The sequence below is a fragment of the Enterobacter cloacae complex sp. 402C9 genome (assembly GCF_050030745.1).
GTDB lineage: Bacteria > Pseudomonadota > Gammaproteobacteria > Enterobacterales > Enterobacteriaceae > Enterobacter > Enterobacter intestinihominis.
In genome coordinates, this window is sequence record NZ_JBLGUW010000001.1 from 301,852 (window position 1) to 327,896 (window position 26,045).

The 26,045-nt window shown below is 55.3% G+C and carries 25 protein-coding genes; 19 read left to right on the top strand and 6 right to left on the bottom strand.

Going from position 1 to position 26,045, the window contains the following annotated elements; translation table 11 throughout:
* Positions 1-79 precede the first annotated feature (79 nt).
* Together ACQG1K_RS01460 and ACQG1K_RS01465 are read right to left on the bottom strand one after the other, a co-directional pair.
* Complete coding sequence (locus ACQG1K_RS01460) at positions 80-1,213, bottom strand: T6SS immunity protein Tli4 family protein (RefSeq protein ID WP_015570173.1); 1,134 nt, start codon at positions 1,211-1,213, stop codon at positions 80-82.
* Positions 1,210-2,751, bottom strand: coding sequence for a lipase family alpha/beta hydrolase (locus ACQG1K_RS01465; RefSeq protein ID WP_367076347.1), 1,542 nt, complete (start codon positions 2,749-2,751; stop codon positions 1,210-1,212). The genes ACQG1K_RS01460 and ACQG1K_RS01465 overlap by 4 nt, the downstream gene beginning before the upstream one ends.
* Before the next feature lie 217 nt (positions 2,752-2,968).
* Here ACQG1K_RS01465 and ubiC point away from each other — a divergent pair, with 217 nt between their 5' ends.
* Complete coding sequence (gene ubiC, locus ACQG1K_RS01470; protein WP_023299087.1) at positions 2,969-3,466, top strand: chorismate lyase; 498 nt, start codon at positions 2,969-2,971, stop codon at positions 3,464-3,466.
* A 12-nt stretch (positions 3,467-3,478) separates the two neighbouring features.
* Entirely contained in the window at positions 3,479-4,348 is an 870-nt protein-coding gene (gene ubiA / locus ACQG1K_RS01475) for a 4-hydroxybenzoate octaprenyltransferase (protein WP_022646737.1), read from the top strand.
* Between the two features lie 89 nt (positions 4,349-4,437).
* On the opposite strand, the gene plsB is transcribed toward ubiA, so the two are convergent.
* Positions 4,438-6,858, bottom strand: coding sequence for a glycerol-3-phosphate 1-O-acyltransferase PlsB (gene plsB / locus ACQG1K_RS01480; protein WP_023299088.1), 2,421 nt, complete (start codon positions 6,856-6,858; stop codon positions 4,438-4,440).
* A 154-nt stretch (positions 6,859-7,012) separates the two neighbouring features.
* Between plsB and ACQG1K_RS01485 the strand changes: the two genes are divergently transcribed.
* From ACQG1K_RS01485 to ACQG1K_RS01500, 4 genes are all read left to right on the top strand, one after another.
* The gene (locus ACQG1K_RS01485) at positions 7,013-7,381 is read left to right on the top strand and encodes a diacylglycerol kinase (RefSeq protein ID WP_367076350.1); all 369 of its coding nucleotides are present in this window, start codon (positions 7,013-7,015) and stop codon (positions 7,379-7,381) included.
* Positions 7,382-7,489: 108 nt separating this feature from the next.
* On the top strand, positions 7,490-8,098 hold the full coding sequence (gene lexA / locus ACQG1K_RS01490) for a transcriptional repressor LexA (RefSeq protein WP_003860318.1): 609 nt from the start codon (positions 7,490-7,492) through the stop codon (positions 8,096-8,098).
* Positions 8,099-8,161: 63 nt separating this feature from the next.
* On the top strand, positions 8,162-9,499 hold the full coding sequence (dinF, locus tag ACQG1K_RS01495) for an MATE family efflux transporter DinF (RefSeq protein ID WP_046618218.1): 1,338 nt from the start codon (positions 8,162-8,164) through the stop codon (positions 9,497-9,499).
* A gap of 119 nt (positions 9,500-9,618) precedes the next feature.
* Entirely contained in the window at positions 9,619-9,828 is a 210-nt protein-coding gene (locus tag ACQG1K_RS01500; RefSeq protein WP_003860314.1) for a CsbD family protein, read from the top strand.
* Between the two features lie 47 nt (positions 9,829-9,875).
* Here the strand turns inward: ACQG1K_RS01500 and zur are convergent, their stop codons facing one another.
* Positions 9,876-10,388 carry a zinc uptake transcriptional repressor Zur gene (gene zur, locus ACQG1K_RS01505; RefSeq protein WP_006810484.1) on the bottom strand — a complete coding sequence of 171 codons (513 nt, stop codon included), beginning with the start codon at positions 10,386-10,388 and terminating at the stop codon, positions 9,876-9,878.
* Positions 10,389-10,505: 117 nt separating this feature from the next.
* Here zur and ACQG1K_RS01510 point away from each other — a divergent pair, with 117 nt between their 5' ends.
* The 4 genes from ACQG1K_RS01510 to pspG all read left to right on the top strand — a co-directional run bounded on the left by ACQG1K_RS01510 (position 10,506) and on the right by pspG (position 13,930).
* On the top strand, positions 10,506-10,994 hold the full coding sequence (locus ACQG1K_RS01510) for a cupin domain-containing protein (protein ID WP_022646741.1): 489 nt from the start codon (positions 10,506-10,508) through the stop codon (positions 10,992-10,994).
* 192 nt (positions 10,995-11,186) lie between these two features.
* On the top strand, positions 11,187-12,473 hold the full coding sequence (gene traF, locus ACQG1K_RS01515) for a conjugal transfer protein TraF (protein ID WP_426721013.1): 1,287 nt from the start codon (positions 11,187-11,189) through the stop codon (positions 12,471-12,473).
* A gap of 82 nt (positions 12,474-12,555) precedes the next feature.
* Positions 12,556-13,551 (top strand): tRNA dihydrouridine(20/20a) synthase DusA, encoded by a 996-nt coding sequence (gene dusA / locus ACQG1K_RS01520; RefSeq protein ID WP_003860304.1) that lies wholly within the window; start codon positions 12,556-12,558, stop codon positions 13,549-13,551.
* Between the two features lie 136 nt (positions 13,552-13,687).
* Positions 13,688-13,930, top strand: coding sequence for an envelope stress response protein PspG (gene pspG, locus ACQG1K_RS01525; protein ID WP_017382623.1), 243 nt, complete (start codon positions 13,688-13,690; stop codon positions 13,928-13,930).
* A 185-nt stretch (positions 13,931-14,115) separates the two neighbouring features.
* Here pspG and ACQG1K_RS01530 read toward each other — a convergent pair whose 3' ends face one another.
* The gene (locus ACQG1K_RS01530; protein WP_022646744.1) at positions 14,116-15,099 is read right to left on the bottom strand and encodes a quinone oxidoreductase; all 984 of its coding nucleotides are present in this window, start codon (positions 15,097-15,099) and stop codon (positions 14,116-14,118) included.
* A 66-nt stretch (positions 15,100-15,165) separates the two neighbouring features.
* Between ACQG1K_RS01530 and dnaB the strand changes: the two genes are divergently transcribed.
* The 8 genes from dnaB to ACQG1K_RS01570 all read left to right on the top strand — a co-directional run bounded on the left by dnaB (position 15,166) and on the right by ACQG1K_RS01570 (position 22,385).
* Positions 15,166-16,578: a replicative DNA helicase gene (gene dnaB / locus ACQG1K_RS01535; protein WP_003860298.1), complete on the top strand. Its 1,413-nt coding sequence runs from the start codon at positions 15,166-15,168 to the stop codon at positions 16,576-16,578.
* Between the two features lie 16 nt (positions 16,579-16,594).
* Positions 16,595-17,674, top strand: a complete 1,080-nt coding sequence (alr, locus tag ACQG1K_RS01540; protein ID WP_367076355.1) for an alanine racemase — start codon at positions 16,595-16,597, stop codon at positions 17,672-17,674.
* A 21-nt stretch (positions 17,675-17,695) separates the two neighbouring features.
* The gene (gene pnuC, locus ACQG1K_RS01545) at positions 17,696-18,253 is read left to right on the top strand and encodes a nicotinamide riboside transporter PnuC (protein WP_032627030.1); all 558 of its coding nucleotides are present in this window, start codon (positions 17,696-17,698) and stop codon (positions 18,251-18,253) included.
* The gene (locus ACQG1K_RS01550) at positions 18,250-19,263 is read left to right on the top strand and encodes an AAA family ATPase (protein WP_367076358.1); all 1,014 of its coding nucleotides are present in this window, start codon (positions 18,250-18,252) and stop codon (positions 19,261-19,263) included. The genes pnuC and ACQG1K_RS01550 overlap by 4 nt, the downstream gene beginning before the upstream one ends.
* A gap of 71 nt (positions 19,264-19,334) precedes the next feature.
* A complete protein-coding gene (tyrB, locus tag ACQG1K_RS01555) occupies positions 19,335-20,528 on the top strand; it encodes an aromatic amino acid transaminase (protein ID WP_045309055.1) in 1,194 nt (397 codons plus the stop codon).
* A 258-nt stretch (positions 20,529-20,786) separates the two neighbouring features.
* Positions 20,787-21,500, top strand: a complete 714-nt coding sequence (aphA, locus tag ACQG1K_RS01560) for an acid phosphatase AphA (protein ID WP_048966216.1) — start codon at positions 20,787-20,789, stop codon at positions 21,498-21,500.
* Positions 21,501-21,612: 112 nt separating this feature from the next.
* Entirely contained in the window at positions 21,613-22,029 is a 417-nt protein-coding gene (locus ACQG1K_RS01565; RefSeq protein ID WP_023305263.1) for a secondary thiamine-phosphate synthase enzyme YjbQ, read from the top strand.
* Positions 22,030-22,031: 2 nt separating this feature from the next.
* The gene (locus tag ACQG1K_RS01570) at positions 22,032-22,385 is read left to right on the top strand and encodes an MmcQ/YjbR family DNA-binding protein (protein ID WP_006810472.1); all 354 of its coding nucleotides are present in this window, start codon (positions 22,032-22,034) and stop codon (positions 22,383-22,385) included.
* A gap of 3 nt (positions 22,386-22,388) precedes the next feature.
* Here ACQG1K_RS01570 and uvrA read toward each other — a convergent pair whose 3' ends face one another.
* Entirely contained in the window at positions 22,389-25,211 is a 2,823-nt protein-coding gene (gene uvrA / locus ACQG1K_RS01575) for an excinuclease ABC subunit UvrA (RefSeq protein WP_003860287.1), read from the bottom strand.
* A gap of 251 nt (positions 25,212-25,462) precedes the next feature.
* On the opposite strand from uvrA, the gene ssb1 reads away from it, so the two are divergent.
* On the top strand, positions 25,463-25,987 hold the full coding sequence (ssb1, locus tag ACQG1K_RS01580; RefSeq protein ID WP_045620928.1) for a single-stranded DNA-binding protein SSB1: 525 nt from the start codon (positions 25,463-25,465) through the stop codon (positions 25,985-25,987).
* The last annotated feature ends 58 nt before the right edge of the window (positions 25,988-26,045 follow it).

A 26,045-nucleotide genomic window follows, 5' to 3' on the forward strand; every position in this document is an offset into this window, starting at 1 on the left:
CCCACAGTGCTGATTTTGTTAGTCGTTTGGTGCGCCTTCGCGGGCGCACTTTTTTTGCCACTACTCAGGGGCAATCTGTTCAGAACGCATTATCCCTGACGCGGAAAGAAAGAATGATGCGATCCCAGATTTCCACTAGTTCAGCGTCGCTGTAATCAGGTGGGGATGAGACATCACTTCCTTCAGGTAAGATTTCATTGCTTAATGTCAGATCAAGGCTGGGGTGTGCAAAATCAGCGTTGGTTTCATTGGCTACGGCGGTAAACATTAGTTGTTTTGACGGATTTTCGGATGATTTATCTGGCGGGGCGGTGATTAGCCATTCACTGGCATTAAAACCGGCAATGCGTGCTTCTCCTTTTCGCAGCGTACTTCCGTCTATGCTATTGATATAAGACTGAATTTCCCCGCTGCGCTCCAGCATGGTTGTGCTTTCCTTAAGGGCGTTATTGCTCCAGACTGAAAAAGAAAACACCGAACTATAGGGGTAAACAAAGGTAATATCTTCCTTAGGCTTGCCGTTTCCGTCGCGGATAAACCCTTGCGGAATACAGGTGCCGGGCACGGAAGGAATATCCTCATTATGCCGTCCGCTCAGTCGGGACATGAGGTCCTGTAATTCCGCCAATTTCTGGGGTTTATCATTCGCCATCCAGTCAGGTCTTCCCGCTTCCTTGCGCAGATAAAACGCTCGCTCTTTAGCGAAGCGCGGATCAGAATAATCGGTAATCCCCTGCATGAGGATAAACGCTACTCCGTCAACGTAGAGATGACCTTCCAGAATGCGCCCAAATCCCGCCACACTCTCATTTTCATTACGGTCAAAAATGACCGCATTATCACTCAGCTTGTATATCTGCTTAAGAAATGGCTGATCAACAGGGTCCACGGTAGCGCTGTTTTTCAGTTTCTGTTCCCGCAACCGGATACGCTGCTCAAATGCCGGGCGGTAGAGTCGCTTGCTGCTGATGCGGATCTCATTAATCTGTGCCCGGTCAGTCAAGGTGTTTTCGAATGAGGCCGGAACCTCAAACACATAGCGCCCCACGCACTGGGATTTGGTGGTGGCAAAAAGAGTATTAACCATACGTTTTTCCTTGTCCGTTAACGCCGGGGGCGCATGCACAAATGTCACATAGTTATGGATGTAATATCCTGCCGCCAGCAGCAGGAGCGTCAGCGTAACAATCAGGGGGGATGTGTCTTTTTTCATGGGGCGGGAACCTGCTGCACAATCTTCACCACCGAGCGAACCGTGAACACCAGTGCGTCGGAGAGATCGCTGTATACCGAGCGGGAGAGATCGACAGGATCGACAGCATAAGCTCCTTCATGATCGACATCTGTCGCCAGGACGCCCTGAATACGTGAAGAGCTGGTGCAGACGGAGGTGATCGGCACGGTCCCATCGCCGGGGCTTGCGGATGAAATTAGTTGATGGGACCTTAACGGGGACAGTTCAAAAGGGTTAGCTGCATTTTCCCTGCTCCTCTGCGCTTCCTTAACGCTCAGGGGGATCCGCTCTTCCCATGTCAGGAATCCATCTGACGGGTTGCTTTTGCTGGCTCCGTAAAATAGCCAGGTCTGGGGGTGGTATTTGCCGTTTAACTTCTCAATAAATTTTTTAACGATATTACTTATTGTTTTCTCATATTTATTCCATTCGACCCTAGTATCATCCAGCAGCAAATCCTGCTCACATAGCCGCCACCACGCTGTTTTGTTTAGATAAATTTCCTCATACGGATCGGCCACCGGGAGGGAAAGTTGAGTCTCTTTACTGTTGATTTTCAGCCATCCCGGACCATAAGCCATACCCGGCAGAAGCTGTAACGGACCGGGAGACTGTGCCAGCACCGGCATCAGCTTTTCAGCACTTTCCCCGATAATCATTCCAGTAATGCCACGCTCACCGATCTTCATGCGGCGATAAGCTGCCGGTGAGCCGAGATCCGGCATGACGCCGTGTACGATACCCAGGATTGAGTCTTGTCCGCCCATATTTTCCGAGTAATGGCGGGCGACCAGTCCGCCCATCGAATGGGTGATCAGGACGACCTTGTTGACTGCCAGGCGTCCGTGATACACACTCAGCACCTTACGGATATATTCGCCCAGCAACGCCGCAGAGTCCGCATTCGATTGCAGCCAGTTGTAACCAAAAACGTGCAGCGGGAATAAGAACTTGTGCCCGTGAGCCACTTCTTCTTCGCTCAGCACCTGCTCCTGAGGCTCGTTACCGATTCTGACGCCGATAAAACGCTGACGTGCCGTTTGCAACTGTGTCTCCCGAAAGTAATTATCCATCAGGATCTCGTCGTCGCTGAGCAGGTATTGCAGCCGGTCAAGCGCCTCACCGTAGCTCATGTAAAACGCACTTCCCCATCCGCGGGCGTGACGGGACGGGAATTTTTTCCCATCCGCACCGTCGTTTAAAATTTCCCCAGAGTCATCGACGACGGTGGTCGTCGGATCAAGCAGTTGCTTTCTTTTTTGGGGGCCAGCAAGTGGCCATTTTTTAAGCGATGACAAGCTGAACTGCCAGACTTTTTTATCTCCACTCTTTAAGTTTGACCCCATCACCCCAGGAATAAAAATCACCGGGATCACTTTTGTAGGGGGCTTGAGACAAACCGAGATGTGGTTTTTGTCTTTTGGCTGAGAAAAAACTTTATAATGAAACGTGCCATCGTCATCCCAGATGGGACGATGATAAGACCGATTAGGGGGGCTATTTTTGTTGTCATCCATGTATTAAGTTCCTGATATTCCTTCTCAAGAGCTGCATTAGCTCACAATTTATCCGCGCGATACTTAACCAAAATCAAGTTCTGCTATTGCTGCCACGAACATTTCTCCCGCGCTGTTGCACCATTGTTGCGATAGTGATCGCTAAATTTGGTTTGTCCGTCCTCATTTTGCCAATCTGCGATACAATGCCTTTACGTTATGTATCGGAGAGTCTGGCATGTCACACCCCGCGCTAACGCAGCTGCGTGCGCTACGCTATTTCGACCAAATACCCGCGCTTGACCCGGAGCAACTGGACTGGCTGTTGCTGGAAGATTCCATGACAAAACGTTTTGAGCAACAGGGTAAAACGGTCACGGTGACGATGATTCAGGAAGGTTTTGTCTCGGCTGAAGCGATTGCCAGCGAGCTGCCGCTGCTGCCGCAGGAAGAACGCTACTGGCTGCGTGAAATTTTACTCTGTGCGGATGGCGAGCCGTGGCTTGCCGGGCGAACGGTGGTTCCTGAGTCTACACTTTCCGGGCCGGAGCTTGCACTGCAACGCCTCGGCAAAACGCCGCTGGGGCGCTATCTGTTCACCTCGTCTGAACTGACCCGTGATTTTATTGAAATTGGTTGCGATGCCGATTTGTGGGGGCGCCGTTCCCGCCTTCGTTTGAGTGGCAAGCCGTTAATACTGACGGAACTCTTTTTGCCTGCATCGCCGTTGTACTAAGAGGGAGAAAAAATGGAGTGGAGTCTGACGCAGAATAAGCTGCTGGCCTATCACCGCCTGATGCGTACTGATAAACCCATTGGCGCGCTGCTGCTGCTGTGGCCGACCTTATGGGCGCTGTGGGTTGCCACGCCGGGCGTACCGCCGCTGTGGATCCTGGCGGTGTTTGTGGCGGGTGTCTGGCTGATGCGCGCTGCGGGCTGTGTGGTCAACGACTATGCTGACCGGAAATTTGATGGACATGTTAAGCGCACCGCGAATCGTCCTTTGCCGAGCGGTCAGGTGACCGGGAAAGAGGCGCGCATCCTGTTTGTGGTGCTGGTGCTTCTCTCTTTCATGCTGGTGTTAACCCTTAACACCATGACCATTCTGCTGTCCGTCGCTGCTCTGGCGCTGGCCTGGGTCTACCCATTTATGAAGCGATACACCCATCTGCCGCAGGTGGTATTGGGTGCGGCATTTGGCTGGTCGATTCCCATGGCGTTTGCCGCGGTCAGCGAGTCCGTTCCGCTCAGCTGCTGGCTGATGTTCCTGGCGAATATTCTCTGGGCCGTTGCGTACGATACCCAATACGCGATGGTCGATCGCGATGACGATCTCAAGATTGGCATCAAATCGACAGCGATCCTGTTTGGCCGTCACGACAAACTGATCATCGGCATATTGCAGGTGGCGGTGCTGGCGTTGATGGTGGCGATTGGTCGCCTGAACGGGCTGAACTGGGAGTTTTACTGGTCCGTGCTGGTGGCGGGTCTGCTGTTTGCGTATCAGCAGAAGCTGATCGTGAAGCGCGAGCGTGAAGCCTGCTTTAAAGCGTTTCTGAATAATAACTACGTCGGGCTGGTGCTGTTTATGGGGCTGGCGATGAGTTACTGGTCATAAAAAAACCGGGTGGCGGCTTCGCCTTACCCGGCCTACGATTTAGCAGAACATGTAGGCCGGGTAAGCGTTAGCGCCACCCGGCTTTAACATCACTCGCCCTGCGTCGAACTCTCAATCGTTAAACGCACATCCGCGGTAATCAGCTCTGCCAGCATCTGGTAAACCTTCATCGTCTCTTCCGGCTCAGCATCGCCCGTATCGCTAATGTAACCTTCGTCGCGCAGGGTCAGCACCAGGGAGCTGAATACCGCTTTGTCGAAGAATTCCGGGGCGTTAATGCCATGCAGAACGGACAGGCGCTGGGCCAGCGTCCGACTCTCTTTTTCCAGCGTACCGCGGTTGATTGACGGGTTAGCACTCAATAACCAGAAGGTAATGGCGTAGCGCTGCAACGTCTCACGCGCACCGGAAGCCAGGAGCTGCAAGGTTCGGGAACGTGACGGATTGATATGCAGTTCGTCATCACTGATGGTAATCAGCCCCTGACGACGCATCTCTGCGGACATTTTATCGAGCTCTGCCGCCAGCTCATCCTTACTCCAGCGCAGGAACAGCTCCGCTTTCAGCATCGGATAGATGGCCTGAATATGGCGCAGCAGCTCCTGACGCGAAATACGGCGGTGCTGGGTAATAATGGCAGCCATCAGTGACGGCAGCATCAGCATGTGAGTGATGTTATTACGGTAGTAGGTCATCAGCACGGCCTGCTCGCGCGGCAGAATGATGATGTCACCAATCGTATCTTTCTCGACTTCGAACTTGTTCATCTGCAACGCGTGATCGATCAATTCGCTGGCGGTGGCAGACGGCACGGTCGAATCCACGGAATACGGCACGTTGCGCATGATATCCAGATAGCAATCAATCTGCTCGGTCAGCTGTTCACGGGTCAGTGAACGCTGGCGAGAGGCCAGAAGCGCGGTACAACACAGGTTCATGGCGTTTGCCGCACCAGCATTGTTGATGCGTACCATCAGCTCGGATGCAATGCCGTTGACCGTTGGCGTCAGCCAGGCCGGACGTACCGCTTCGATAGGATCAATAGACTCGCGCCACTCCGGAACATGATGGTTCAGATATGTCATCAGGGGCAGGGGCTCGCCAAAGTTCACGTAGCCCTGACCGAGGTTGCGCAATTTACTCAGACCACGCAGCATCTGCGGCAGACTCTCTTTCTCTTTGGTCGCACCGCGCAGCTCTTTCGCGTAGGTGCCCACTTCCATCACGTGTTCATAACCGATGTAAATAGGCACCAGCGTGATAGGACGCGTACCGCCACGCAGCATGGCCTGAATGGTCATCGACAGCGTGCCGGTCTTCGGATCGAGCAGACGACCGGTACGGGAGCGACCGCCTTCAACAAAGTACTCCACGGAATAACCGCGGCTGAACAGCTCGCCCAGATACTCCCTGAAAACGGTGGAGTAGAGCTTGTTACCCTTGAAGGTACGACGAATGAAGAACGCACCCAGACGGCGGAAAATCGGACCTGCTGGCCAGAAGTTCAGGTTGATACCGGCAGCAATATGCGGCGGCACCAGGCCCTGGTGATAGAGCACGTAAGAGAGCAGCAGGTAGTCCATGTGGCTGCGGTGGCAGGGCACATAGACAATCTCGTGGCCGTCATGCGCTAACTGACGCACGCGCTCGGCGTTGTGGACGTTAATCCCCTGATAGAGGCGGTTCCACGTGAAACCGAGGATACGGTCAGAGAGACGAATCATCTCGTAGGAGAAGTTCGCGGCGATCTCTTCCATCAGCGCGATTGCGTTCTGCTGCGCTTTCTCGTGCGAAATCTTCTTGCTGCGCGCTTCGTCTTCTACGGCACGGGCAATCGCTTTGGAAGCCAGCAGCTTGTTGAACAGATCCTGACGCGCCGGGAGACGAGGCCCAACGGCCGCCAGACGCTGACGTGCAAAGTGCATACGCGCAACGCGCGCCAGCTTTTGCGCAATGATTTTGTCAGTACCGTGTTCATCCGCCATGCGGCGCAGTGAAACGGAAGGCGAGAAGCGAACAAAGCTGTCGCGTCCCAGCCATGAGACGGCGAAGAATTTCTGAATGCCGTTGAGCATACGCAGCGGCGGGTTCTCTTCCCCTTTTTCACGCCCCGGACGACGGCCAAACATCACCGACACCGGCACCATCTGCACGTCCAGATCGGGGTTGCTGCGGTGCAGATCGAGGTAATCATGGAACAGCTTAATGGACTCTTCTTTCGGCGTGTAATAGGTGAACACGCGCGGTCCGCCATGGATGAACACGTAGCGCGGCAGCAGCGTACCGTCGACTTCCAGCGGTTCAAGCGGGTCAGGTAAATCGTGCGCCAGACATTGAGCGCGAAGCGTTAGCAGGTCTGCCTTCGAGTTATAAGGCAAAACGTACATAATAGGGCGCGACGTATCGAGCCCTAATTCCAGCGCAGGTTCTGCTGGGATAGACTTACTTTTTACCAGTACGCTTAATGGTAAATTAAGTAATTTGTAGTAAATTCGTGGCCAGCCGGACATAAACGATGTAAAGCCTCTGGTTAATAATGCAATTGCGGCGCAAGGATAACAGAAAGCGCGCAAAATTTCTGTTGTTACCCGTCATACTTCAGGTCGCAGCAAAACGCGTTGCGGCTTTAGTTACTGACGCTATTTATCATAAAAGGTTCTTTTAATGGCCAATAATACCACTGGGTTAACTCGAATCATTAAAGCTGCCGGTTATTCATGGAAAGGTTTCCGCGCCGCATGGGTTAATGAAGCCGCTTTCCGCCAGGAAGCGGTTGCCGCAATCGTTGCCGTTGTTATCGCCTGCTTCCTTGATGTTGATGCTATCACCCGCGTACTGCTCATCGGATCTGTCCTTCTGGTGATGATAGTGGAAATTCTGAATAGCGCTATTGAGGCCGTTGTTGACCGAATCGGGTCGGAATTCCATGAACTGTCTGGCCGGGCGAAAGACATGGGTTCCGCTGCCGTACTGCTGTCGATTATCACGGCGGCGATCACCTGGGTCACGCTACTTTGGTCGCATTTCCAATGAGCCTCGAGGAATAATTAAGCCCCTGGTTTTTTGTGCAGTTTTTGGTTCCAAAATCGCCTTTGACTGTATATACTCACAGCATAACTGTATATACACCCAGGGGGCGGTATGAAAGCGTTAACGACCAGGCAGCAAGAGGTGTTTGATCTCATTCGGGATCATATCGGCCAGACGGGTATGCCACCCACGCGTGCAGAAATTGCGCAGCGTCTGGGCTTCCGTTCTCCTAATGCTGCCGAAGAGCACCTTAAGGCGCTTGCGCGTAAGGGCGTGATTGAGATTGTTTCCGGCGCCTCACGCGGCATCCGTCTGCTGGTGGAAGAAGAGAGCGGTATTCCGCTGGTGGGTCGCGTAGCCGCAGGTGAACCTCTGCTGGCGCAGCAGCACATCGAAGGGCACTATCAGGTTGACCCAGGCATGTTCAAGCCGAGCGCCGATTTCCTGCTGCGCGTTAGCGGAATGTCCATGAAAGATATCGGTATTCTGGATGGCGATCTGCTGGCGGTACACAAAACGCAGGACGTGCGTAACGGGCAAGTCGTGGTGGCGCGCATTGATGATGAAGTGACGGTTAAGCGCCTGAAAAAACAAGGCAATACCGTGCAGCTTCTGCCTGAAAACAATGAATTCTCCCCGATTGTGGTGGATCTCCGCGAGCAGAGCTTCTCTATTGAAGGGCTGGCGGTCGGCGTTATCCGCAACGGTGAATGGCTGTAATCTCTTCCTGACAGGCTGTAGTTCCTCTACAGCCTGGCCTGTTTTCTGATTCCGGTAATTTCCATGGCATTGCTAACTTCTGCCGATAAGGCGTTGTGGCGTCTTGCGCTACCGATGATTTTTTCCAATATTACCGTTCCTCTGCTGGGGCTGGTGGATACGGCAGTTATCGGGCATCTCGATTCGCCGATTTACCTGGGCGGCGTCGCGATTGGCGCAACGGCGACCAGCTTCCTCTTTATGCTGCTACTTTTTCTGCGCATGAGTACGACAGGCCTGACGGCCCAGGCGTATGGTGCAAAAGATCCCCTGCGTCTGGCGCGTGCGCTGGTTCAGCCGCTCATTCTGGCGTTCGGTGCTGGCGCGTTAATCGTTCTGTTGCGTACGCCACTGATTGATCTTGCGCTCCATATTGTAGGCGGCAGCGATGCCGTACTGGAACAAGCCCGTCGGTTCCTCGAAATTCGCTGGCTCAGCGCGCCCGCTTCACTGGCAAACCTGGTCCTTCTGGGCTGGCTGCTGGGCGTGCAGTATGCCCGCGCGCCGGTGATCCTGCTGGTGGTGGGTAACCTTCTCAATATTGTCCTCGATCTCTGGCTGGTGATGGGACTGCACATGAACGTCCGGGGCGCGGCGCTGGCTACGGCAATTGCCGAGTACGGGACGCTGCTGATCGGTTTGGGGATGGTCTGGCGCGTGCTGGCGATGCGCGGTATCACCCTGGATCTGCTGAAATCGGCCTGGCGCGGCAATATGCGTAAGCTGCTGGCGCTTAATCGCGACATCATGCTCCGTTCGCTCCTGCTGCAACTCTGCTTCGGCGCATTAACCGTTTTTGGTGCGCGTCTTGGGCCTGAGATCGTCGCCGTCAACGCAGTGCTCATGACGTTACTGACCTTTACCGCTTACGCGCTGGATGGTTTTGCTTACGCCGTCGAGGCGCATTCAGGGCAGGCTTATGGCGCGCGTGAAAGCGGCCAGTTACGCGAAGTCTGGCGTGCTGCCTGTCGTCAGGCGGGTCTGGTGGCGCTGGTCTTTGCTCTGGTTTACGCCTGTTTTGGTGGGCATATTGTCGCGCTTCTCACCTCGTTGCCCGCGCTACGTGAGCTGGCTGATCGCTACATCCTCTGGCAGGTAGTATTACCGGTGGTGGGTGTGTGGTGCTATTTGCTGGACGGCATGTTTATTGGTGCGACGCGAGGGGCGGAGATGCGCAACAGCATGGCCGTCGCTGCGGCGGGGTTCGGCCTGACGCTGCTGACCTTGCCGTATCTCGGCAATCATGGTCTGTGGCTCGCGCTGGCGGTGTTTCTCTCACTGCGTGGCCTTTCGCTTGCCGTTATCTGGCGTCGTCACTGGCGAAACAAGACCTGGTTTCCAGCCCCGCACGATATATCGTAACGGTTAAAGATTCCGAATATAAAAATAAATGCCGAATCCTTAACTACAATAATAATCACGTCCAGCAGAAAAGAACGAAGCGGACGACACTCATAGACGCTTAACACGAGGACACGATTATGAATAAAGACGAAATCGGCGGCAACTGGAAGCAATTCAAAGGTAAAGCGAAAGAACAGTGGGGTAAGCTGACAGATGACGATATGACCGTCATTGAAGGTAAGCGCGATCAGCTGGTAGGTAAAATCCAGGAGCGCTACGGTTATGAAAAAGATCAGGCGGAAAACGAAGTCAAAGACTGGGAAACCCGTAACGACTACCGCTGGTAACCGGCACTATCCCCAAAGGCGGCTCTGAGCCGCCTTTTTCTTTGGCCTTAACGCGGCTTTTTCTTCACCAGGATAGAGTGATCGTGCTGACAGGCATCCTGATGACGGCATGACTCCACCTCCACGCAGGCAGAACATAAGCCGTGGGCTTCGATCACGTTATGACGCAGCGCAAAGCCCATTCTGGCTGCCAGCGTATGCATAATATCTTCCACACCTTCCGCACACTCTTCCTTCACCACGCCACAGCGATCGCAGATAAACATGGCGGACGTGTGAGTAGGCTGGTCAAAAAGATGGCACAGCACATAGCTGTTTGTTGATTCCACTTTATGCACAAACCCTTGCTCCAGCAGAAAATCCAGCGCCCGATAGACGGTCGGCGGTTTTGCCTGCGGCTCGCTTTCACGCAGCAGGTCGAGCAGATCGTAAGCGCTGATGGCACCCTGTTGCAGGCTCATCAGACGCAGTACCTCAAGGCGCTGCGGGGTCAGGCGCACATTGCGTTGCGCACAGAGCTTTTCAGCTTGCGCTAACAGCTCTTTTGTGGACTTGTCCATCGGGCACCTCGGATGTGGTAAGGGGTGAAAACCCTCACTTTATCATGTTCTGCTAAAAACACCGAGATCCGCCGGGCTGTGCTATACCTGACGCATCGCAAATCGGGAGATCGCATGATGAAAAGACCTGACTGTATTCGGCACTGGCGGGACGTGGAAGGCGCCGATGACGCAACGTATCCGGACAGCAATGAACGGTTTTCTATTGGCGCGCCGCTGGCCCGCAAGCTGGGTCTCGGCCGCATTGGTATTCACCATGAACGGCTGCCGCCCGGACGCCGTACTTCTTATCCGCATGCGGAAAGCGACGAAGAGGAGTTTGTTTACGTTCTGGAGGGTTACCCTGAGGCCTGGATCAATGGTTATCTGTGGAAGCTTGAACCCGGAGACAGCGTGGGATTTCCTGCCGGCACGGGGGTGTGCCATACCTTTATCAACAACACCGATGAAGAGGTGCGCTTACTGGTGGTGGGTGAGGCTAATAAAAAACATAACCGCATCTACTATCCCCTCAATCCGGTGTATGCCGTGACGCGCGAAGACCACTGGGTAGACCATCCGCCTCAGTTTTTTGGCCCGCACGATGGAAAACCTGGGCGAAAATAATTTCCTCTTCTATAAATATTGATGGTCGTCACACATTAGAACAGGCCGGGATGGAATTTAACTTAGGGAAATAGCGGGTCTTTTTGTACTTATTCACAGCAATAGTTCGTTCCTGTTTGGGTGATAACAGACAGGGTTAACTAATAACAAACTATTTACGAGCACACTGTGAAAAAACATTTTAAATTTTCGATGGTTAGCATTGCTGTCTCCTTTTTTATGGCAAATCAGGCGGGAGCAGCCAATACCTGGACGGAAGCGCGTAGCGACGCAATGGGCGGAACGGGTGTCGCGGCAGGGAGCTATGGCAGCGGGGCGTTAATCAACCCCGCGTTACTGGCAAAATCTAAGCCCGAGGATGATGTGACGGTCATTTTGCCGTCCGTTGGCGTGCAGGTGACCGATGAAGACAATCTTCAGGACGAGATTGATACCATTAACGATAAAATCAATCATTACAAGGACGTGGTTGATAGTCTGACCCCCATTGATATCATCACGGATCCATTAGGTTCGATCAATCAGTTCCAGGGCGCAGCGAAAGATCTCGCTGATGAGCTGGACTACCTGAAAGGCAAAACCGCACACGCCACCGCAGGGGCGGGGATTGCCGTCAGTATCCCTAACGATGTCCTTTCCGTGGCCTTTATGGCCAAAGGCTATGCACATGGCCGCGTCAGCTCTTCAATCGATCAGCAGGACATTGATTATCTGCGCGGTATACAACGAAGCGATGCGGTGGCTGCCGGTGTGGCGCTGGATGCCGCGCTAAACGGTTCCGATCAGATCACCAAAAACCTTAACTCTACGGCGTCTGGTCGGGCGGCGATTGTGTCCGACTACGGTATTGCGGTAGCCCGTCAGTTCGATCTTGGCGGCGTTCCGGTTTCCGTTGGCGTCACGCCGAAGCTGCAAAAAACCTGGCTCTATAACTACACTACCTCAATCTACGATTACGACAGTAATAAGTGGAACGACAGCCGCTACCGTACCGACGACACTGGCTTCAACGTTGAAGCCGGTATTGCTGCTGATTTCGGTGAAAACTGGACGGTCGGCGTGAGCGGGCAAAACCTGATGTCGCGCGATATCGATACCAAAGATATCCGCATTCGCAACGGGCGCACAGGAGAGGTGGTGAGTTATAAAGACACCTATCAGATCCGTCCGCTGGTCACTGCCGGGGCCGCCTGGCACAACGATCTGGTCACGCTGACCGCAGATGGCGATCTGACCGAAACCAAGGGCTTTAAAAGCGAAGACACCTCCCAGTACGTTGGCGTCGGTGCCGAAGTCACGCCGCTGAGCTGGCTGGCAGTACGCGCCGGTTATCGTGCGGATATGAAGGGGAACGACAGCAACGTCTTTACCGGCGGTGTCGGTTTTGCGCCGTTCAACTCCGTCCATGTTGACCTGATGGGGCTTTATGGCGAAGACGAGACCTGGGGCGCAGGGGCACAGTTGAGCATGACGTTCTAAAGTACACCGGAGGCGCTGCGCCTCCGGCTTTTCTTTGTGCTATAGTAGCGCCCCTTTTCCACCAGATGCTTAAAAGTTCGCCATGTCGTCAGAATTTCAGACCGCTTTCCCTGCACATCGTTTCTCCATTGCGCCAATGCTCGACTGGACGGACAGACATTGCCGCTATTTCCTGCGTCAGCTCTCCCGCCATACGCTGCTATACACCGAAATGGTCACTACCGGCGCAATTATTCACGGCAAAGGCGACTATCTGGCGTACAGCGAAGAGGAGCATCCGGTTGCGCTGCAACTCGGTGGCAGCGATCCGGCTGCGCTGGCGCAGTGCGCGAAGCTGGCCGAAGAACGCGGCTATGACGAGATTAACCTCAACGTCGGTTGTCCGTCCGACCGTGTGCAAAACGGCATGTTCGGCGCGTGTCTGATGGGAAATGCGCACCTGGTGGCGGACTGCATCAAAGCGATGCGCGACGTCGTCTCTATCCCGGTCACGGTCAAAACCCGTATCGGCATAGACGACCAGGACAGCTATGAGTTTCTGTGTGATTTCATCAACACGGTATCAGGGAAGGGTGAATGCGAGATGTTTATCATCCACGCCCGTAAAGCCTGGCTCTCAGGCCTTAGCCCGAAAGAAAACCGCGAGATCCCGCCGCTGGACTACCCGCGCGTGTACCAGCTGAAACGCGACTTCCCACACCTGACCATGTCGATCAATGGCGGTATTAAGTCGCTGGACGAGGCCAAAGCGCACCTCGAACATATGGATGGCGTGATGGTCGGACGCGAGGCGTATCAGAATCCGGGCATTCTGGCGACGGTTGACCGGGAAATCTTTGGCGTTGAGGGTGCTGACACCGATCCCGTGGCCGTAGTGCGCGCCATGTATCCGTACATTGAGCGCGAGCTGAGTCATGGTACGTATCTGGGCCACATTACCCGCCATATGCTTGGCCTGTTCCAGGGCATTCCTGGTGCGCGCCAGTGGCGTCGTTATCTCAGCGAGAACGCGCATAAAGCCGGTGCGGATATTGAGGTACTGGAACACGCGCTGCGTCTGGTTGCGGATAAACGTTAAATTTCGCTAAAAGATGGTCAAATACGCCACGCCCTGCAACACATTGCGGGGCGTTTTGCTTTCAGAACAACAACTTATTTTTGGCATGATTCTTGTAATGATCGCAGCATCATTCGGGAACTCGTGGGAGAGCACCATGCTGGAACTACTTTTTGTGATTGGCTTCTTTATCATGCTGATGGTCACGGGCGTGTCGCTGCTCGGTATTCTGGCCGCGCTCGTTGTGGCCACGGTGGTGATGTTTGTCGGCGGATTATTTGCCCTGACGATTAAACTCTTGCCGTGGTTACTTCTGGCGATTGCGGTGGTATGGGCCATACGGGCGATTAAATCACCAAAACTGCCGACTTATCAGCGTAATAACCGCTTCCGTTACTAAGGTATTGAGGGGTACGTCACATACCTGCAACTTTTCCGGCAGCAATCTTTAGAACAGAATAGGATTTACTTATCGAATCTGTCACTATGGCTGCCGCTAAAGAATTCATCGAGCTGTACCCTACATACAGCCGAACTAAAAAAAAGAAAGGGCTTCCCATGGGAAGCCCAATTTCTTTTTATGGCTCAGGGAATTAACAGACTTGAGCCCTGGGTTGCCCGGCTCTCCAGCACCTCATGCGCACGTTGCGCATCGGTCAGCGGATATTTCTGCGCTTCTGCCACATCCACTTTGATCACCCCGCTGGCGATCAGCGAGAACAGCTCGTTGCTGGCTTCCTCAAGTTCTTCCCGATTAGTGATGTAACCTTGCAGGGAAGGGCGAGTGACGTACAGTGACCCTTTCTGATTCAGAATGCCCAGGTTCACGCCGGTGACAGCCCCGGAGGCGTTACCGAAGCTCACCATCAGCCCGCGACGTTGCAGGCAGTCCAGCGAAGATTCCCAGGTGTCTTTCCCCACCGAGTCATACACCACGCGTACCTTTTTGCCGCCAGTGATCTCTTTCAGCCGCTCAACGATGCTCTCTTCCCGGTAGTTGATCACCTGCCATGCGCCCGCGTCCAGCGCGCGCTGCGCTTTTTGCGCGCTGCCTGTGGTGCCGATCAGCTTCGCCCCCAGGGCTTTCGCCCACTGGCAGGCAATCAGCCCTACGCCACCTGCGGCTGCGTGAAACAGGAATTGCTCGTCAGGCTTAATTTCGTAGGTTTTGCGCAGCAGATAATAGACCGTCAGCCCTTTCAGGAATGAGGCGGCAGCCTGCTCGAAGCCGATCGCATTTGGCAGAAGCGCCGCTTTCTCGGCCGGAACGTTATGGATGGAGCTGTAAGCGCCCAGCGCCGACTGCGCGTACACCACGCGATCGCCTTCCTTAATGTGCTTAACCGCGCTGCCCACTTTGCTGACGATACCGGCCGCCTCGGTGCCCAGTCCGCTCGGCATCGACGGAGGCGGATAGAGACCGCCGCGAATATAGGTATCGATGTAGTTAATGCCGATTGCTTTGTTTTCAACCTGGATTTCGTTCTCGCCAGGTGCCGTGGGGGTAAACTCCACGGCTTGCAGTACGTCTGGCCCGCCATGTTTCTGGAACTCAATGCGTGTTGCCATGCTCCCTCCGTTAGAAAATTATGGTAATCTTTCGACCCACTCTTTATCTCGGTAACTCCATTCACTATGGCAGGAAACAAACCCTTCAACAAACAGACTGAACCCCGTGAACGTGATTATCAGGTCGCCGGGTTAAAAGTCCCGCCGCACTCGATTGAAGCGGAACAGTCGGTGTTGGGCGGTTTAATGCTGGATAACGAACGCTGGGACGACGTCGCCGAGCGCGTTGTCGCGGAAGACTTCTATACCCGCCCGCACCGCCATATCTTTACGGAAATGGCGCGTTTGCAGGAGTCGGGCAGCCCTATCGACCTGATTACGCTCGCAGAATCGCTGGAGCGTCTGGGACAGCTCGACAGTGTCGGCGGGTTTGCCTATCTGGCAGAACTGTCAAAAAACACGCCAAGTGCCGCGAATATCAGCGCTTACGCTGATATCGTCCGTGAACGTGCCGTTGTCCGCGAGATGATCTCGGTGGCGAATGAGATCGCCGAGGCCGGTTTCGATCCCCAGGGGCGCACCAGCGAAGATCTACTTGATCTTGCCGAGTCCCGCGTCTTTAAAATCGCCGAAAGCCGTGCGAACAAAGACGAAGGCCCGAAAAACATCGCCGATGTGCTCGACGCCACCGTTGCGCGTATTGAGCAGCTTTTCCAGCAGCCGCACGATGGCGTGACGGGGGTGAACACCGGTTATGACGATCTCAACAAGAAAACGGCAGGTCTTCAGCCATCGGATTTGATTATCGTCGCGGCACGTCCGTCGATGGGTAAAACGACATTTGCGATGAACCTCGTCGAAAACGCGGCGATGTTGCAGGATAAACCGGTTCTTATCTTCAGTCTTGAGATGCCCTCAGAACAGATCATGATGCGTTCTCTGGCATCCCTGTCGCGCGTGGATCAGACCCGCATCCGTACCGGTCAGCTCGACGATGAGGACTGGGCGCGGATCTCCGGCACCATGGGGATTTTGCTGGAAAAACGGAACATCTATATTGATGACTCCTCCGGCCTGACGCCGACGGAAGTGCGCTCCCGCGCGCGCCGTATCGCCCGTGAACACGGTGGCATCGGCCTTATCATGATTGACTACCTCCAGCTGATGCGTGTTCCGTCGCTTTCCGACAACCGTACGCTGGAGATTGCCGAAATTTCCCGCTCGCTCAAAGCGTTAGCCAAAGAGCTGCACGTGCCGGTGGTGGCGCTGTCGCAGCTAAACCGTTCTCTGGAACAACGTGCAGACAAGCGCCCGGTCAACTCCGACCTGCGTGAATCCGGCTCCATCGAGCAGGATGCCGACTTAATCATGTTCATCTACCGTGATGAGGTTTATCACGAGAACAGCGATCTGAAAGGGATCGCCGAAATTATTATTGGTAAGCAACGTAACGGCCCCATCGGTACGGTACGTCTGACCTTTAACGGCCAGTGGTCGCGTTTCGACAACTATGCCGGTCCTCAATATGATGATGAGTAATTTCTAAGGAATTCAAATGCAAGCGGCAACTGTTGTGATTAACCGCCGCGCTCTGCGACACAACCTGCAACATCTGCGAGAACTGGCGCCCGCCAGTAAGCTCGTTGCAGTCGTGAAAGCGAACGCTTACGGACACGGTCTTCTTGAGACCGCGCGAACGCTCCCCGATGCCGACGCTTTTGGCGTCGCCCGTCTCGAAGAAGCTCTCCGCCTGCGCGCAGGTGGAATTACGCAACCGATTCTGCTCCTCGAAGGCTTTTTTGAAGCCTCGGACCTGCCGACCATTGCCGATCAGCACCTGCACACGGCGGTGCATAACGAAGAACAGCTGGCCGCGCTGGAAACGGCCGAACTGAGCGAGCCGGTCACCGTGTGGATGAAGCTCGACACGGGCATGCACCGCCTGGGCGTGCGCCCGGAGAATGCCGAAGCGTTTTATCAGCGGCTGTGCCAGTGCAAGAACGTGCGTCAACCGGTGAATATCGTCAGCCACTTTGCCCGCGCCGATGAGCCTGAATGCGGCGCAACGGAACAGCAGCTTGATATCTTCACCACCTTCTGCGAAGGCAAACCGGGGATGCGCTCCATTGCGGCGTCCGGCGGCCTTCTGCTGTGGCCGCAGTCGCACTTCGACTGGGCGCGTCCGGGGATTATACTGTATGGCGTTTCCCCGCTTGAGAACAAACCCTGGGGACCGGACTTCGGCTTTAAGCCGGTGATGTCGCTGGTTTCAAAGCTGATTGCCGTGCGTGAGCACAAAGCAGGCGAGCCGGTAGGTTACGGCGGCACCTGGACGAGTGAGCGCGACACGCGGCTTGGCGTGGTAGCGATGGGCTACGGCGACGGCTATCCGCGCGCCGCGCCAACGGGCACGCCGGTGCTGGTCAATGGTCGCGAAGTGAAGATTGTCGGCCGTGTGGCGATGGACATGATTTGTGTCGATCTGGGACCCGACGCGCAGGATAAAGCGGGGGACGATGCGGTGATGTGGGGCGAAGGCCTGCCGGTAGAGCGTATTGCTGAAATAACAAAAGTGAGTGCTTACGAACTTATCACGCGCCTTACCTCAAGGGTCGCGATGAAATACGTCGACTAATCACAGTATCCGGGAAGGGATATGTCACCATCTGAAATGGCTGCTTGTCTGGCCTATGCGCTCTCTGTCTGGCTGGCGGCCAGAAACAATATCAACACGTGGTGGATCGGTATTCTCGGCAGCGGGCTATACGCCTGGGTCTTCTATTCAGTGCAGCTCTATGCCGATGTTACCCTACAGCTCTTTTTCATTATCACGAGCATAACGGGTTGGGTGCACTGGCTGAAAGGAAACCGCGGAGAGGTATTGCCGGTGCGGCGAACCCACCCCAGACATTTTCTCCTTCTGCTGGCCTGTGCCGTGGCAGTAGCGGCGCTGTACGGGCTTTTATTGCATCGGTATACCAACGCCTGGGCACCCTGGCTGGACTCCATTATTTTAACCTTCAGCATCCTGGCGCAGTTCATGCTAATGGGCCGACGCCTGGAGAACTGGTACGTCTGGCTTGCCGTCAATACCCTTGCCGTGCCGCTGTATGCGATGAGGGGCCTGCATTTGACCGCGGTTCTGTATCTGGTGTTCTGGTTTAACGCCTGGCACGGTTTATATCAATGGCGTAAGGAGATCCGCGCGCGATGAAACCTTACGCAGAGGGTCTGATTGTCGGCAAGTTCGCGCCCTTACACGCAGGACATGAATTGCTTATCAACGCTGCGCTTGCCCGGTGCGAGACGGTATTTATCATCAGCTATTCGCTACCGGAAATGCCGGGGTGCGAACCCGAAAAGCGCCTTCAGTGGCTACAGACGCGTTTCCCGCGGTGTCGTCACCTGGTGTTTTCGCCAGAGATCGCGGCGGGCCATGATATTGAACCGCCGCCGCCCAACGACGCAGATGCCGATCGCCACCGACACTACGTGGCTACCCTGTGCGAACGCTTCTTTCACTGCCGACCGGACGCCGTATTCACTGCGGAGGATTACGGCGATGGCTTTGCCCGCGTATTAAGCCAGCGTTTTGGCAAACCGGTCACGCACGTGCGGCTTCAGCGCCCGGAGGGCCCTGATGCGCCCTCAGGCACGCTTATTCGCTCTGATGTTCATCGCTACCGCGAGATGCTCTCGGCGGAGGTTTACCGGAGTTTTGTCTTTCGAATTTGCTTATTGGGCGGCGAGTCGACGGGCAAAAGCACGCTTTCCCGGGCGTTGGCAGCAGCGCTTAACGCGCCCTATGTCGCTGAGTTCGGGCGCGAATACTGGGAAGAAAAGAACGGAGTACTGGAATGCGACGATCTCCTGCATATTGCGCGCGAGCAGGTGCGGCGTGAGGACGCAGCCAGCACGGCGCCTTATCTGATTTGTGATACGTCGCCCTTAACCACGCTGTTTTATACCCTCGACCAGTATGGCTCGGCGCCTCAGGCGCTGCACGACTTAGCCGGGCGGGACTATTCGCTGGTTGTACTGTGCGGCGATGAATTTCCCTTCGTACAGGACGGTACCAGGCAAGGCGCGGCGTTTCGCCGCAGGCAGCAGTCGTGGTATATCGCTGAACTGGCGCGCCGAAACATCCCGTATTTACGCGTCACAGGGTCGACGTCTGAGCGTATCGAACAAATTCGTGGGCATATCAAGAAACGGTTTTCATAACCTTCTCGACCTTCTCCTGCTTCCGGTTTATTGTTGAAAATCCTGCCTCATAACAATCCGGAGAACATCGCGTGTTTCAGAAAGTAGACGCCTACGCCGGCGACCCTATCCTCTCCTTGATGGAGCGTTTCAAAGAAGATCCTCGCAGCGACAAAGTGAACCTCAGCATCGGTCTTTATTACAACGAGGACGGCATCATTCCTCAACTGAAAGCCGTTGCCGAAGCCGAAGCGCGTCTTAACGCAACCCCGCACGGGGCTTCGCTTTATCTGCCGATGGAAGGGTTAAATACCTACCGTAATACCATTGCGCCGCTGCTGTTTGGTGCGGATCACGCGGTGCTCGCGCAAAAGCGCGTGGCGACTATCCAGACGCTGGGTGGCTCGGGTGCGCTGAAGGTAGGCGCAGATTTCCTGAAAAAGTACTTCCCGGATTCCGGCGTGTGGGTCAGCGACCCGACGTGGGAAAACCACGTGGCCATCTTTGAAGGCGCGGGCTTTAAGGTTGCGACCTATCCATGGTTCGACAGCGAAACCAACGGCGTACGCATTGATGCGCTGCTGGAAAAACTGAACACCCTGCCGGAGCGCAGTATCGTATTGCTGCATCCGTGCTGCCATAACCCGACCGGTGCGGACCTCACCAATGCCCAGTGGGATGCGGTGATCGAGGTACTGAAGGCGCGTAACCTGATCCCGTTCCTCGACATCGCCTATCAGGGCTTTGGGGCGGGCATGGAGGAGGACGCCTACGCCATTCGCGCGATTGCCAGCGCGGGTCTGCCTGCGCTGGTCAGCAACTCTTTCTCAAAAATCTTCTCCCTCTACGGCGAGCGCGTCGGCGGTCTGTCCGTGGTGTGTGAAGACGCCGAAGCCGCGGGACGCGTACTCGGTCAGCTGAAAGCGACGGTCCGCCGTATTTACTCCAGCCCGCCGAATTTTGGTGCGCAGGTGGTCGCGACCGTACTGGGCGATGATCAGCTGAAAGCCACCTGGCTTGCGGAAGTGGAAGGCATGCGTAAGCGCATCCTGTCGATGCGTCAGGAGCTGGTTAACGTTCTGAAAGAGGCCGTGCCTGGACATAACTTTGATTATCTTCTCAAGCAGCGCGGGATGTTCAGCTATACCGGACTGAGCGCGGCGCAGGTCGATCGCCTGCGGGAAGAGTTCGGCGTCTACCTGATCGCCAGCGGCCGTATGTGCGTGGCGGGGCTGAATGCTGGCAACGTCCAGCGCGTGGCGCAGGCGTTTGCAGCTGTGATGTAAGTACTCACTACTTATTATCTCCCTCTCCCTGTGGGAGAGGGCTGGGGTGAGGGCATCAGGCCGCAGAAAATCTTGCCCGGTGGCGGCTGCGCCTTACCGGGCCTACATCACTCATCCACACTTTGTGATCGTCTTCTTTTTATTCAGCTTCATAAGTAAAAACTCCTTTTCTTCCCCTCCCGCTGGGGTTATGGTCGGATAGTTTTTGACCATCCGCTCAAAATAAAAAGATAACAAACTGAATATTCAGGGGAAAACATGCGCAAGATCACACTGGCGCTCAGCGCCGCCTGCTTATTGTTCTCGCTTAATAGTACCGTTGTTGCGCGGGCTTCTGCACCCACGCCGCTTTATACCGGCACCACCGCCGCCATTCTTGCCGAACAGGCCCCCATTCACTGGGTTTCAGTGGCACAAATCGAAAACAGCCTGACGGGTCGCCCGCCGATGGCCGTGGGCTTCGATATTGACGATACCGTTCTCTTCTCCAGTCCCGGTTTCTGGCGCGGCAAAAAAACGTACTCCCCTGAGAGCGAAGCCTATCTGAAAAACCCGGAATTCTGGGAAAAGATGAACAACGGCTGGGATGAGTTCAGTATCCCGAAAGAGGTTGCCCGCGCGCTGATCGCCATGCACGTAAAGCGCGGCGACAGCATTTACTTCGTGACCGGACGTAGCCAGACCAAAACCGAAACCGTCTCGAAAACGCTACAGGATGATTTTCTGATCCCGGCGGCCAGCATGAATCCGGTCATTTTTGCCGGGGACCAGGAAGGGCAAAACACCAAAACCCAGTGGCTGGAAAAGAAAAATATCAAGGTGTTCTACGGTGATTCAGATAACGACATCACCGCGGCGCACGATGTGGGAGCCAGAGGCATCCGGGTGTTACGCGCCTCGAACTCCACCTACCGGCCGCTGCCAATGGCCGGAAAATTTGGTGAAGAGGTGATCGTTAACTCCGAATACTGATGCATTAACGGCGGGGTGAATGCTTTTTTAAGCAAATCTCGCCGCGCGGGTTTTACCTTTCGCTTTCTTGCTGCACACTTAGAAAGATTCATCTTTCAACACGGAGCAGCACATGTGGTATCAACAGACCCTGACCTTAAGCGCAAAACCACGCGGATTTCACCTGGTGACGGACGAAGTCATCGGGCAAATCCGCGACCTGTCGCGCGTCAAAACGGGTTTGCTGCATCTGCTGCTTCAGCACACGTCTGCTTCTCTCACGCTCAATGAAAATTGCGATCCCACCGTCCGGTCTGACATGGAGCGGCATTTTCTGAAAACCGTCCCGGATAACGCCCCGTATGACCATGATTACGAGGGGGCGGATGATATGCCTTCGCACATCAAATCCTCTTTGCTGGGGGTCTCGTTGATGCTGCCGGTCCACAACGGACGGCTGCTGCTGGGAACGTGGCAGGGGATCTGGCTGGGAGAACATCGCATTCACGGTGGTTCGCGTAAAATTATCGCAACGCTACAAGGGGAATAAAGATGACAATTTCGGAGATACTTCAGTACTGCATGAGCAAGCCGGGCGCAGAACAGAGCGTTCACAGCGACTGGAAAGCCACGCAGATCAAAGTGGGTGATGTGTTGTTCGCGATGGTAAAAGAGGTGGAGGGACGTCCTGCGGCATCGCTGAAAACCAGTCCTGAACTGGCCGACTTACTGCGCCAGCAGCACGATGATGTCAGGCCAAGCAAGCATCTGAATAAAGCACACTGGAGTACGGTGTTTCTCGACGGCTCGCTGCCAGATTCGCAAATTTACTACCTGGTAGATGCGTCGTATCAACAGGCGGTAGAACTGCTGCCGGAAACGATCCGACAGCAGCTCTCCGTGTAACGATTACAGCAACGGTTTAAGGAAGCGCGCGGTGTGCGAGGCTTCGCACTCTGCAACGGTCTCTGGCGTACCGGAGACGAGGATTTCACCGCCGCCGCTGCCGCCTTCCGGGCCGAGATCGACAATCCAGTCCGCGGTTTTAATCACGTCCAGGTTGTGCTCAATCACCACGATGGTGTTGCCCTGATCGCGCAGCTGGTGCAGCACGTCCAGCAGCTGCTGGATATCCGCAAAATGCAGGCCGGTGGTCGGCTCGTCCAGAATATACAGCGTCTGACCGGTTCCGCGTTTGGACAGCTCACGCGCCAGCTTCACGCGCTGCGCTTCACCACCGGACAGCGTTGTCGCTGACTGCCCCAGACGGATATAGGTCAGACCAACATCCATCAGGGTTTGCAGCTTACGCGCCAGCGCAGGGACGGCGTCAAAGAACTCGCGCGCCTCTTCGATAGTCATATCCAGCACTTCGTGGATGGTCTTGCCTTTGTACTTAATCTCCAGCGTTTCGCGGTTATAGCGCTTGCCTTTACACTGGTCGCACGGCACGTAGATATCCGGCAGGAAGTGCATCTCAACCTTGATTACGCCGTCGCCCTGGCACGCTTCACAGCGGCCGCCGCGCACGTTAAAGCTGAAACGTCCTGGCGTGTAGCCGCGCGAACGCGCTTCCGGTACACCCGCGAAGAGTTCACGGACGGGCGTAAAGACGCCAGTATAGGTCGCCGGGTTGGAACGTGGGGTGCGGCCAATCGGGCTCTGATCGATATCGATAACCTTGTCGAAATGCTCCAGCCCCTGAATGTCGCGGTACGGTGCAGGCTCGGCCAGCGTCGCGCCGTTCAGCGCCGTCTGCGCAATCGGGAACAGCGTATCGTTGATCAGCGTCGATTTACCGGAACCGGACACGCCGGTGATGCAGGTAAACAGCCCGACAGGCAGCGTCAGGGTCACGTCTTTCAGGTTGTTGCCACGCGCCCCGGTTAGCTTCAGCACTTTTTCCGGGTTCGCCGCCACGCGCTGTTTTGGCACTTCAATTTTGCGCTTGCCGCTCATGTACTGGCCGGTCAGCGACTCGGGCACCGCCATAATGTCTTTCAGCGTTCCTTCTGCCACCACCTGTCCGCCGTGCACGCCAGCGCCCGGGCCGATGTCGATCACGTGGTCTGCGGCGCGAATGGCGTCTTCGTCGTGCTCAACCACAATCACCGTGTTGCCAAGGTTACGCAGGTGAACCAGCGTGCCGAGCAGGCGTTCGTTGTCGCGCTGGTGCAGGCCGATAGACGGCTCATCCAGCACGTACATTACGCCGACTAAGCCCGCGCCAATCTGGCTCGCCAGGCGGATACGCTGGGCTTCACCGCCGGAGAGCGTTTCAGCCGATCGGGAAAGCGTCAGGTAGTTCAGGCCGACGTTCACGAGGAACTTGAGGCGATCGCCGATCTCTTTCAGCACTTTTTCGGCGATTTTCGCGCGCTGGCCGGAGAGCTTCAGGTTGTTGAAGAAGTCCATCGCGTGGCCGATGCTCATGTCTGAGATGGTCGGCAGCGCCGTGTTTTCGACAAACACGTGACGCGCTTCGCGACGCAGACGTGTACCCTCGCAGGTGGCGCAGGAGCGGTTGCTGATGAACTTCGCCAGCTCCTCGCGCACCGCGCTGGATTCGGTCTCTTTGTAGCGGCGCTCCATGTTGTGCAGCACCCCTTCGAACGGGTGGCGACGCACGGAAGTGTCACCGCGATCGTTCATGTACTTGAACTCGATGTTCTCTTTGCCGGAACCGAACAGGATCACTTTATGTACGTTCGCGCTCAGGCTGGCCCACGGGGCTTCAACGTCGAACTTATAGTGCTCTGCCAGCGATTTCAGCATCTGGAAGTAGTAAAAATTACGCTTATCCCAGCCGCGAATGGCGCCACCCGCCAGCGACAGCTCCGGGTTCTGGATCACGCGGTCCGGGTCGAAATATTGCTGAACGCCGAGGCCGTCACAGGTCGGGCACGCGCCCGCTGGGTTGTTGAACGAGAACAGGCGCGGTTCCAGCTCGCGCATGCTGTAGCCGCAAATCGGGCAGGCGAAGTTGGCGGAGAAGAGCAGCTCTTCCGCTTTCGCATCGTCCATGTCTGACACCACCGCCGTGCCGCCCGACAGTTCCAGCGCCGTTTCAAAGGATTCCGCCAGACGCGTCGCCAGATCTTCACGTACCTTAAAGCGGTCAATCACCACTTCGATGGTGTGTTTCTTTTGCAGCTCCAGCTTTGGCGGATCGGACAGGTCACACACTTCGCCATCGATACGGGCGCGGATATAGCCCTGGCTTGCCAGGTTTTCCAGCGTTTTGGTGTGTTCACCCTTACGCTCTTTAATGATTGGCGCCAGCAGCATCAGGCGTTTGCCTTCCGGCTGAGACAGCACGTTATCCACCATCTGGCTGACGGTCTGGGCCGCCAGCGGAACGTCATGATCCGGACAACGCGGCTCGCCCACGCGCGCATACAGCAGACGCAGGTAGTCATGGATTTCGGTAATGGTACCGACCGTAGAACGCGGGTTATGCGATGTGGATTTCTGCTCAATGGAGATAGCAGGAGACAACCCTTCAATGTGGTCGACATCCGGTTTTTCCATCAGCGACAGGAACTGACGCGCGTACGCCGAGAGCGATTCAACGTAACGACGCTGTCCTTCGGCATACAAAGTGTCGAAAGCCAGTGAGGATTTGCCAGACCCCGAAAGCCCGGTCACGACGATGAGTTTGTCGCGAGGGATTATGAGGTTGATATTCTTGAGATTGTGGGTGCGGGCGCCCCGAACTTCGATCTTATCCATTCACCTTTCCCGGTTGGAACACGGATTGCCTGATTTGTTTGAAGGACAAACGGCTGTCAGAAACGGCTAATTATGACACAAAATGACCTGTTTGAATATACAGTATTGGAATGCATTTTCTGATTCACTGTGTAACAATGTCGAGTCCGCGAGAGAACTCTGGAACATGCTACGCAACTATCAAAGTGTCGCATGGAAATGGTACACTCGCGCGTTTACACTATTAAGAAACGTATTCAGGAGACACGAACATGGCCAGCAGAGGCGTAAACAAGGTGATTCTCGTCGGTAATCTGGGCCAGGACCCGGAAGTACGCTACATGCCGAGTGGTGGCGCAGTTGCCAACATTACGCTGGCTACTTCCGAATCCTGGCGTGATAAAGCGACCGGTGAAATGAAAGAGCAGACCGAATGGCACCGCGTTGTGCTGTTTGGCAAACTGGCTGAAGTGGCCGGTGAGTATCTGCGTAAGGGTTCTCAGGTCTATATCGAAGGCCAGCTGCGTACCCGCAAATGGACCGATCAATCCGGTCAGGAAAAATACACCACGGAAGTGGTGGTCAACGTAGGCGGCACCATGCAGATGCTGGGTGGTCGTCAGGGCAGTGGCGCACCGGCAGGTGGCGGCCAGCAGCAGGGCGGTTGGGGTCAGCCTCAACAGCCTCAGGGCGGCAATCAGTTCAGCGGCGGCGCGCAGTCTCGTCCTCAGCAGCAGTCTGCTCCGGCACCGTCTAACGAACCGCCAATGGACTTCGACGACGATATCCCGTTCTGATATCCAGACGCGTGAAACACAAAAAACCCAGACAATGTCTGGGTTTTTTTATAACAGG

Excerpts from the sequence above, each read along its gene's own strand:
- ACQG1K_RS01570 (WP_006810472.1), top strand. The coding sequence starts at position 22,032 with ATGACAATTTCGGAGATACTTCAGTACTGCATGAGCAAGCCGGGCGCA.
- ubiA (WP_022646737.1), top strand. The coding sequence starts at position 3,479 with ATGGAGTGGAGTCTGACGCAGAATAAGCTGCTGGCCTATCACCGCCTG.
- aphA (WP_048966216.1), top strand. The coding sequence starts at position 20,787 with ATGCGCAAGATCACACTGGCGCTCAGCGCCGCCTGCTTATTGTTCTCG.
- pnuC (WP_032627030.1), top strand. The coding sequence starts at position 17,696 with ATGTCACCATCTGAAATGGCTGCTTGTCTGGCCTATGCGCTCTCTGTC.
- ACQG1K_RS01510 (WP_022646741.1), top strand. The coding sequence starts at position 10,506 with ATGAAAAGACCTGACTGTATTCGGCACTGGCGGGACGTGGAAGGCGCC.
- ACQG1K_RS01465 (WP_367076347.1), bottom strand. The coding sequence starts at position 2,751 with ATGGATGACAACAAAAATAGCCCCCCTAATCGGTCTTATCATCGTCCC.
- ACQG1K_RS01565 (WP_023305263.1), top strand. The coding sequence starts at position 21,613 with ATGTGGTATCAACAGACCCTGACCTTAAGCGCAAAACCACGCGGATTT.
- ACQG1K_RS01550 (WP_367076358.1), top strand. The coding sequence starts at position 18,250 with ATGAAACCTTACGCAGAGGGTCTGATTGTCGGCAAGTTCGCGCCCTTA.
- uvrA (WP_003860287.1), bottom strand. The coding sequence starts at position 25,211 with ATGGATAAGATCGAAGTTCGGGGCGCCCGCACCCACAATCTCAAGAAT.
- lexA (WP_003860318.1), top strand. The coding sequence starts at position 7,490 with ATGAAAGCGTTAACGACCAGGCAGCAAGAGGTGTTTGATCTCATTCGG.
- zur (WP_006810484.1), bottom strand. The coding sequence starts at position 10,388 with ATGGACAAGTCCACAAAAGAGCTGTTAGCGCAAGCTGAAAAGCTCTGT.
- ACQG1K_RS01460 (WP_015570173.1), bottom strand. The coding sequence starts at position 1,213 with ATGAAAAAAGACACATCCCCCCTGATTGTTACGCTGACGCTCCTGCTG.
- alr (WP_367076355.1), top strand. The coding sequence starts at position 16,595 with ATGCAAGCGGCAACTGTTGTGATTAACCGCCGCGCTCTGCGACACAAC.
- traF (WP_426721013.1), top strand. The coding sequence starts at position 11,187 with ATGGTTAGCATTGCTGTCTCCTTTTTTATGGCAAATCAGGCGGGAGCA.
- dnaB (WP_003860298.1), top strand. The coding sequence starts at position 15,166 with ATGGCAGGAAACAAACCCTTCAACAAACAGACTGAACCCCGTGAACGT.
- ssb1 (WP_045620928.1), top strand. The coding sequence starts at position 25,463 with ATGGCCAGCAGAGGCGTAAACAAGGTGATTCTCGTCGGTAATCTGGGC.
- pspG (WP_017382623.1), top strand. The coding sequence starts at position 13,688 with ATGCTGGAACTACTTTTTGTGATTGGCTTCTTTATCATGCTGATGGTC.
- ACQG1K_RS01500 (WP_003860314.1), top strand. The coding sequence starts at position 9,619 with ATGAATAAAGACGAAATCGGCGGCAACTGGAAGCAATTCAAAGGTAAA.
- dinF (WP_046618218.1), top strand. The coding sequence starts at position 8,162 with ATGGCATTGCTAACTTCTGCCGATAAGGCGTTGTGGCGTCTTGCGCTA.
- ACQG1K_RS01530 (WP_022646744.1), bottom strand. The coding sequence starts at position 15,099 with ATGGCAACACGCATTGAGTTCCAGAAACATGGCGGGCCAGACGTACTG.
- ACQG1K_RS01485 (WP_367076350.1), top strand. The coding sequence starts at position 7,013 with ATGGCCAATAATACCACTGGGTTAACTCGAATCATTAAAGCTGCCGGT.
- ubiC (WP_023299087.1), top strand. The coding sequence starts at position 2,969 with ATGTCACACCCCGCGCTAACGCAGCTGCGTGCGCTACGCTATTTCGAC.
- dusA (WP_003860304.1), top strand. The coding sequence starts at position 12,556 with ATGTCGTCAGAATTTCAGACCGCTTTCCCTGCACATCGTTTCTCCATT.
- plsB (WP_023299088.1), bottom strand. The coding sequence starts at position 6,858 with ATGTCCGGCTGGCCACGAATTTACTACAAATTACTTAATTTACCATTA.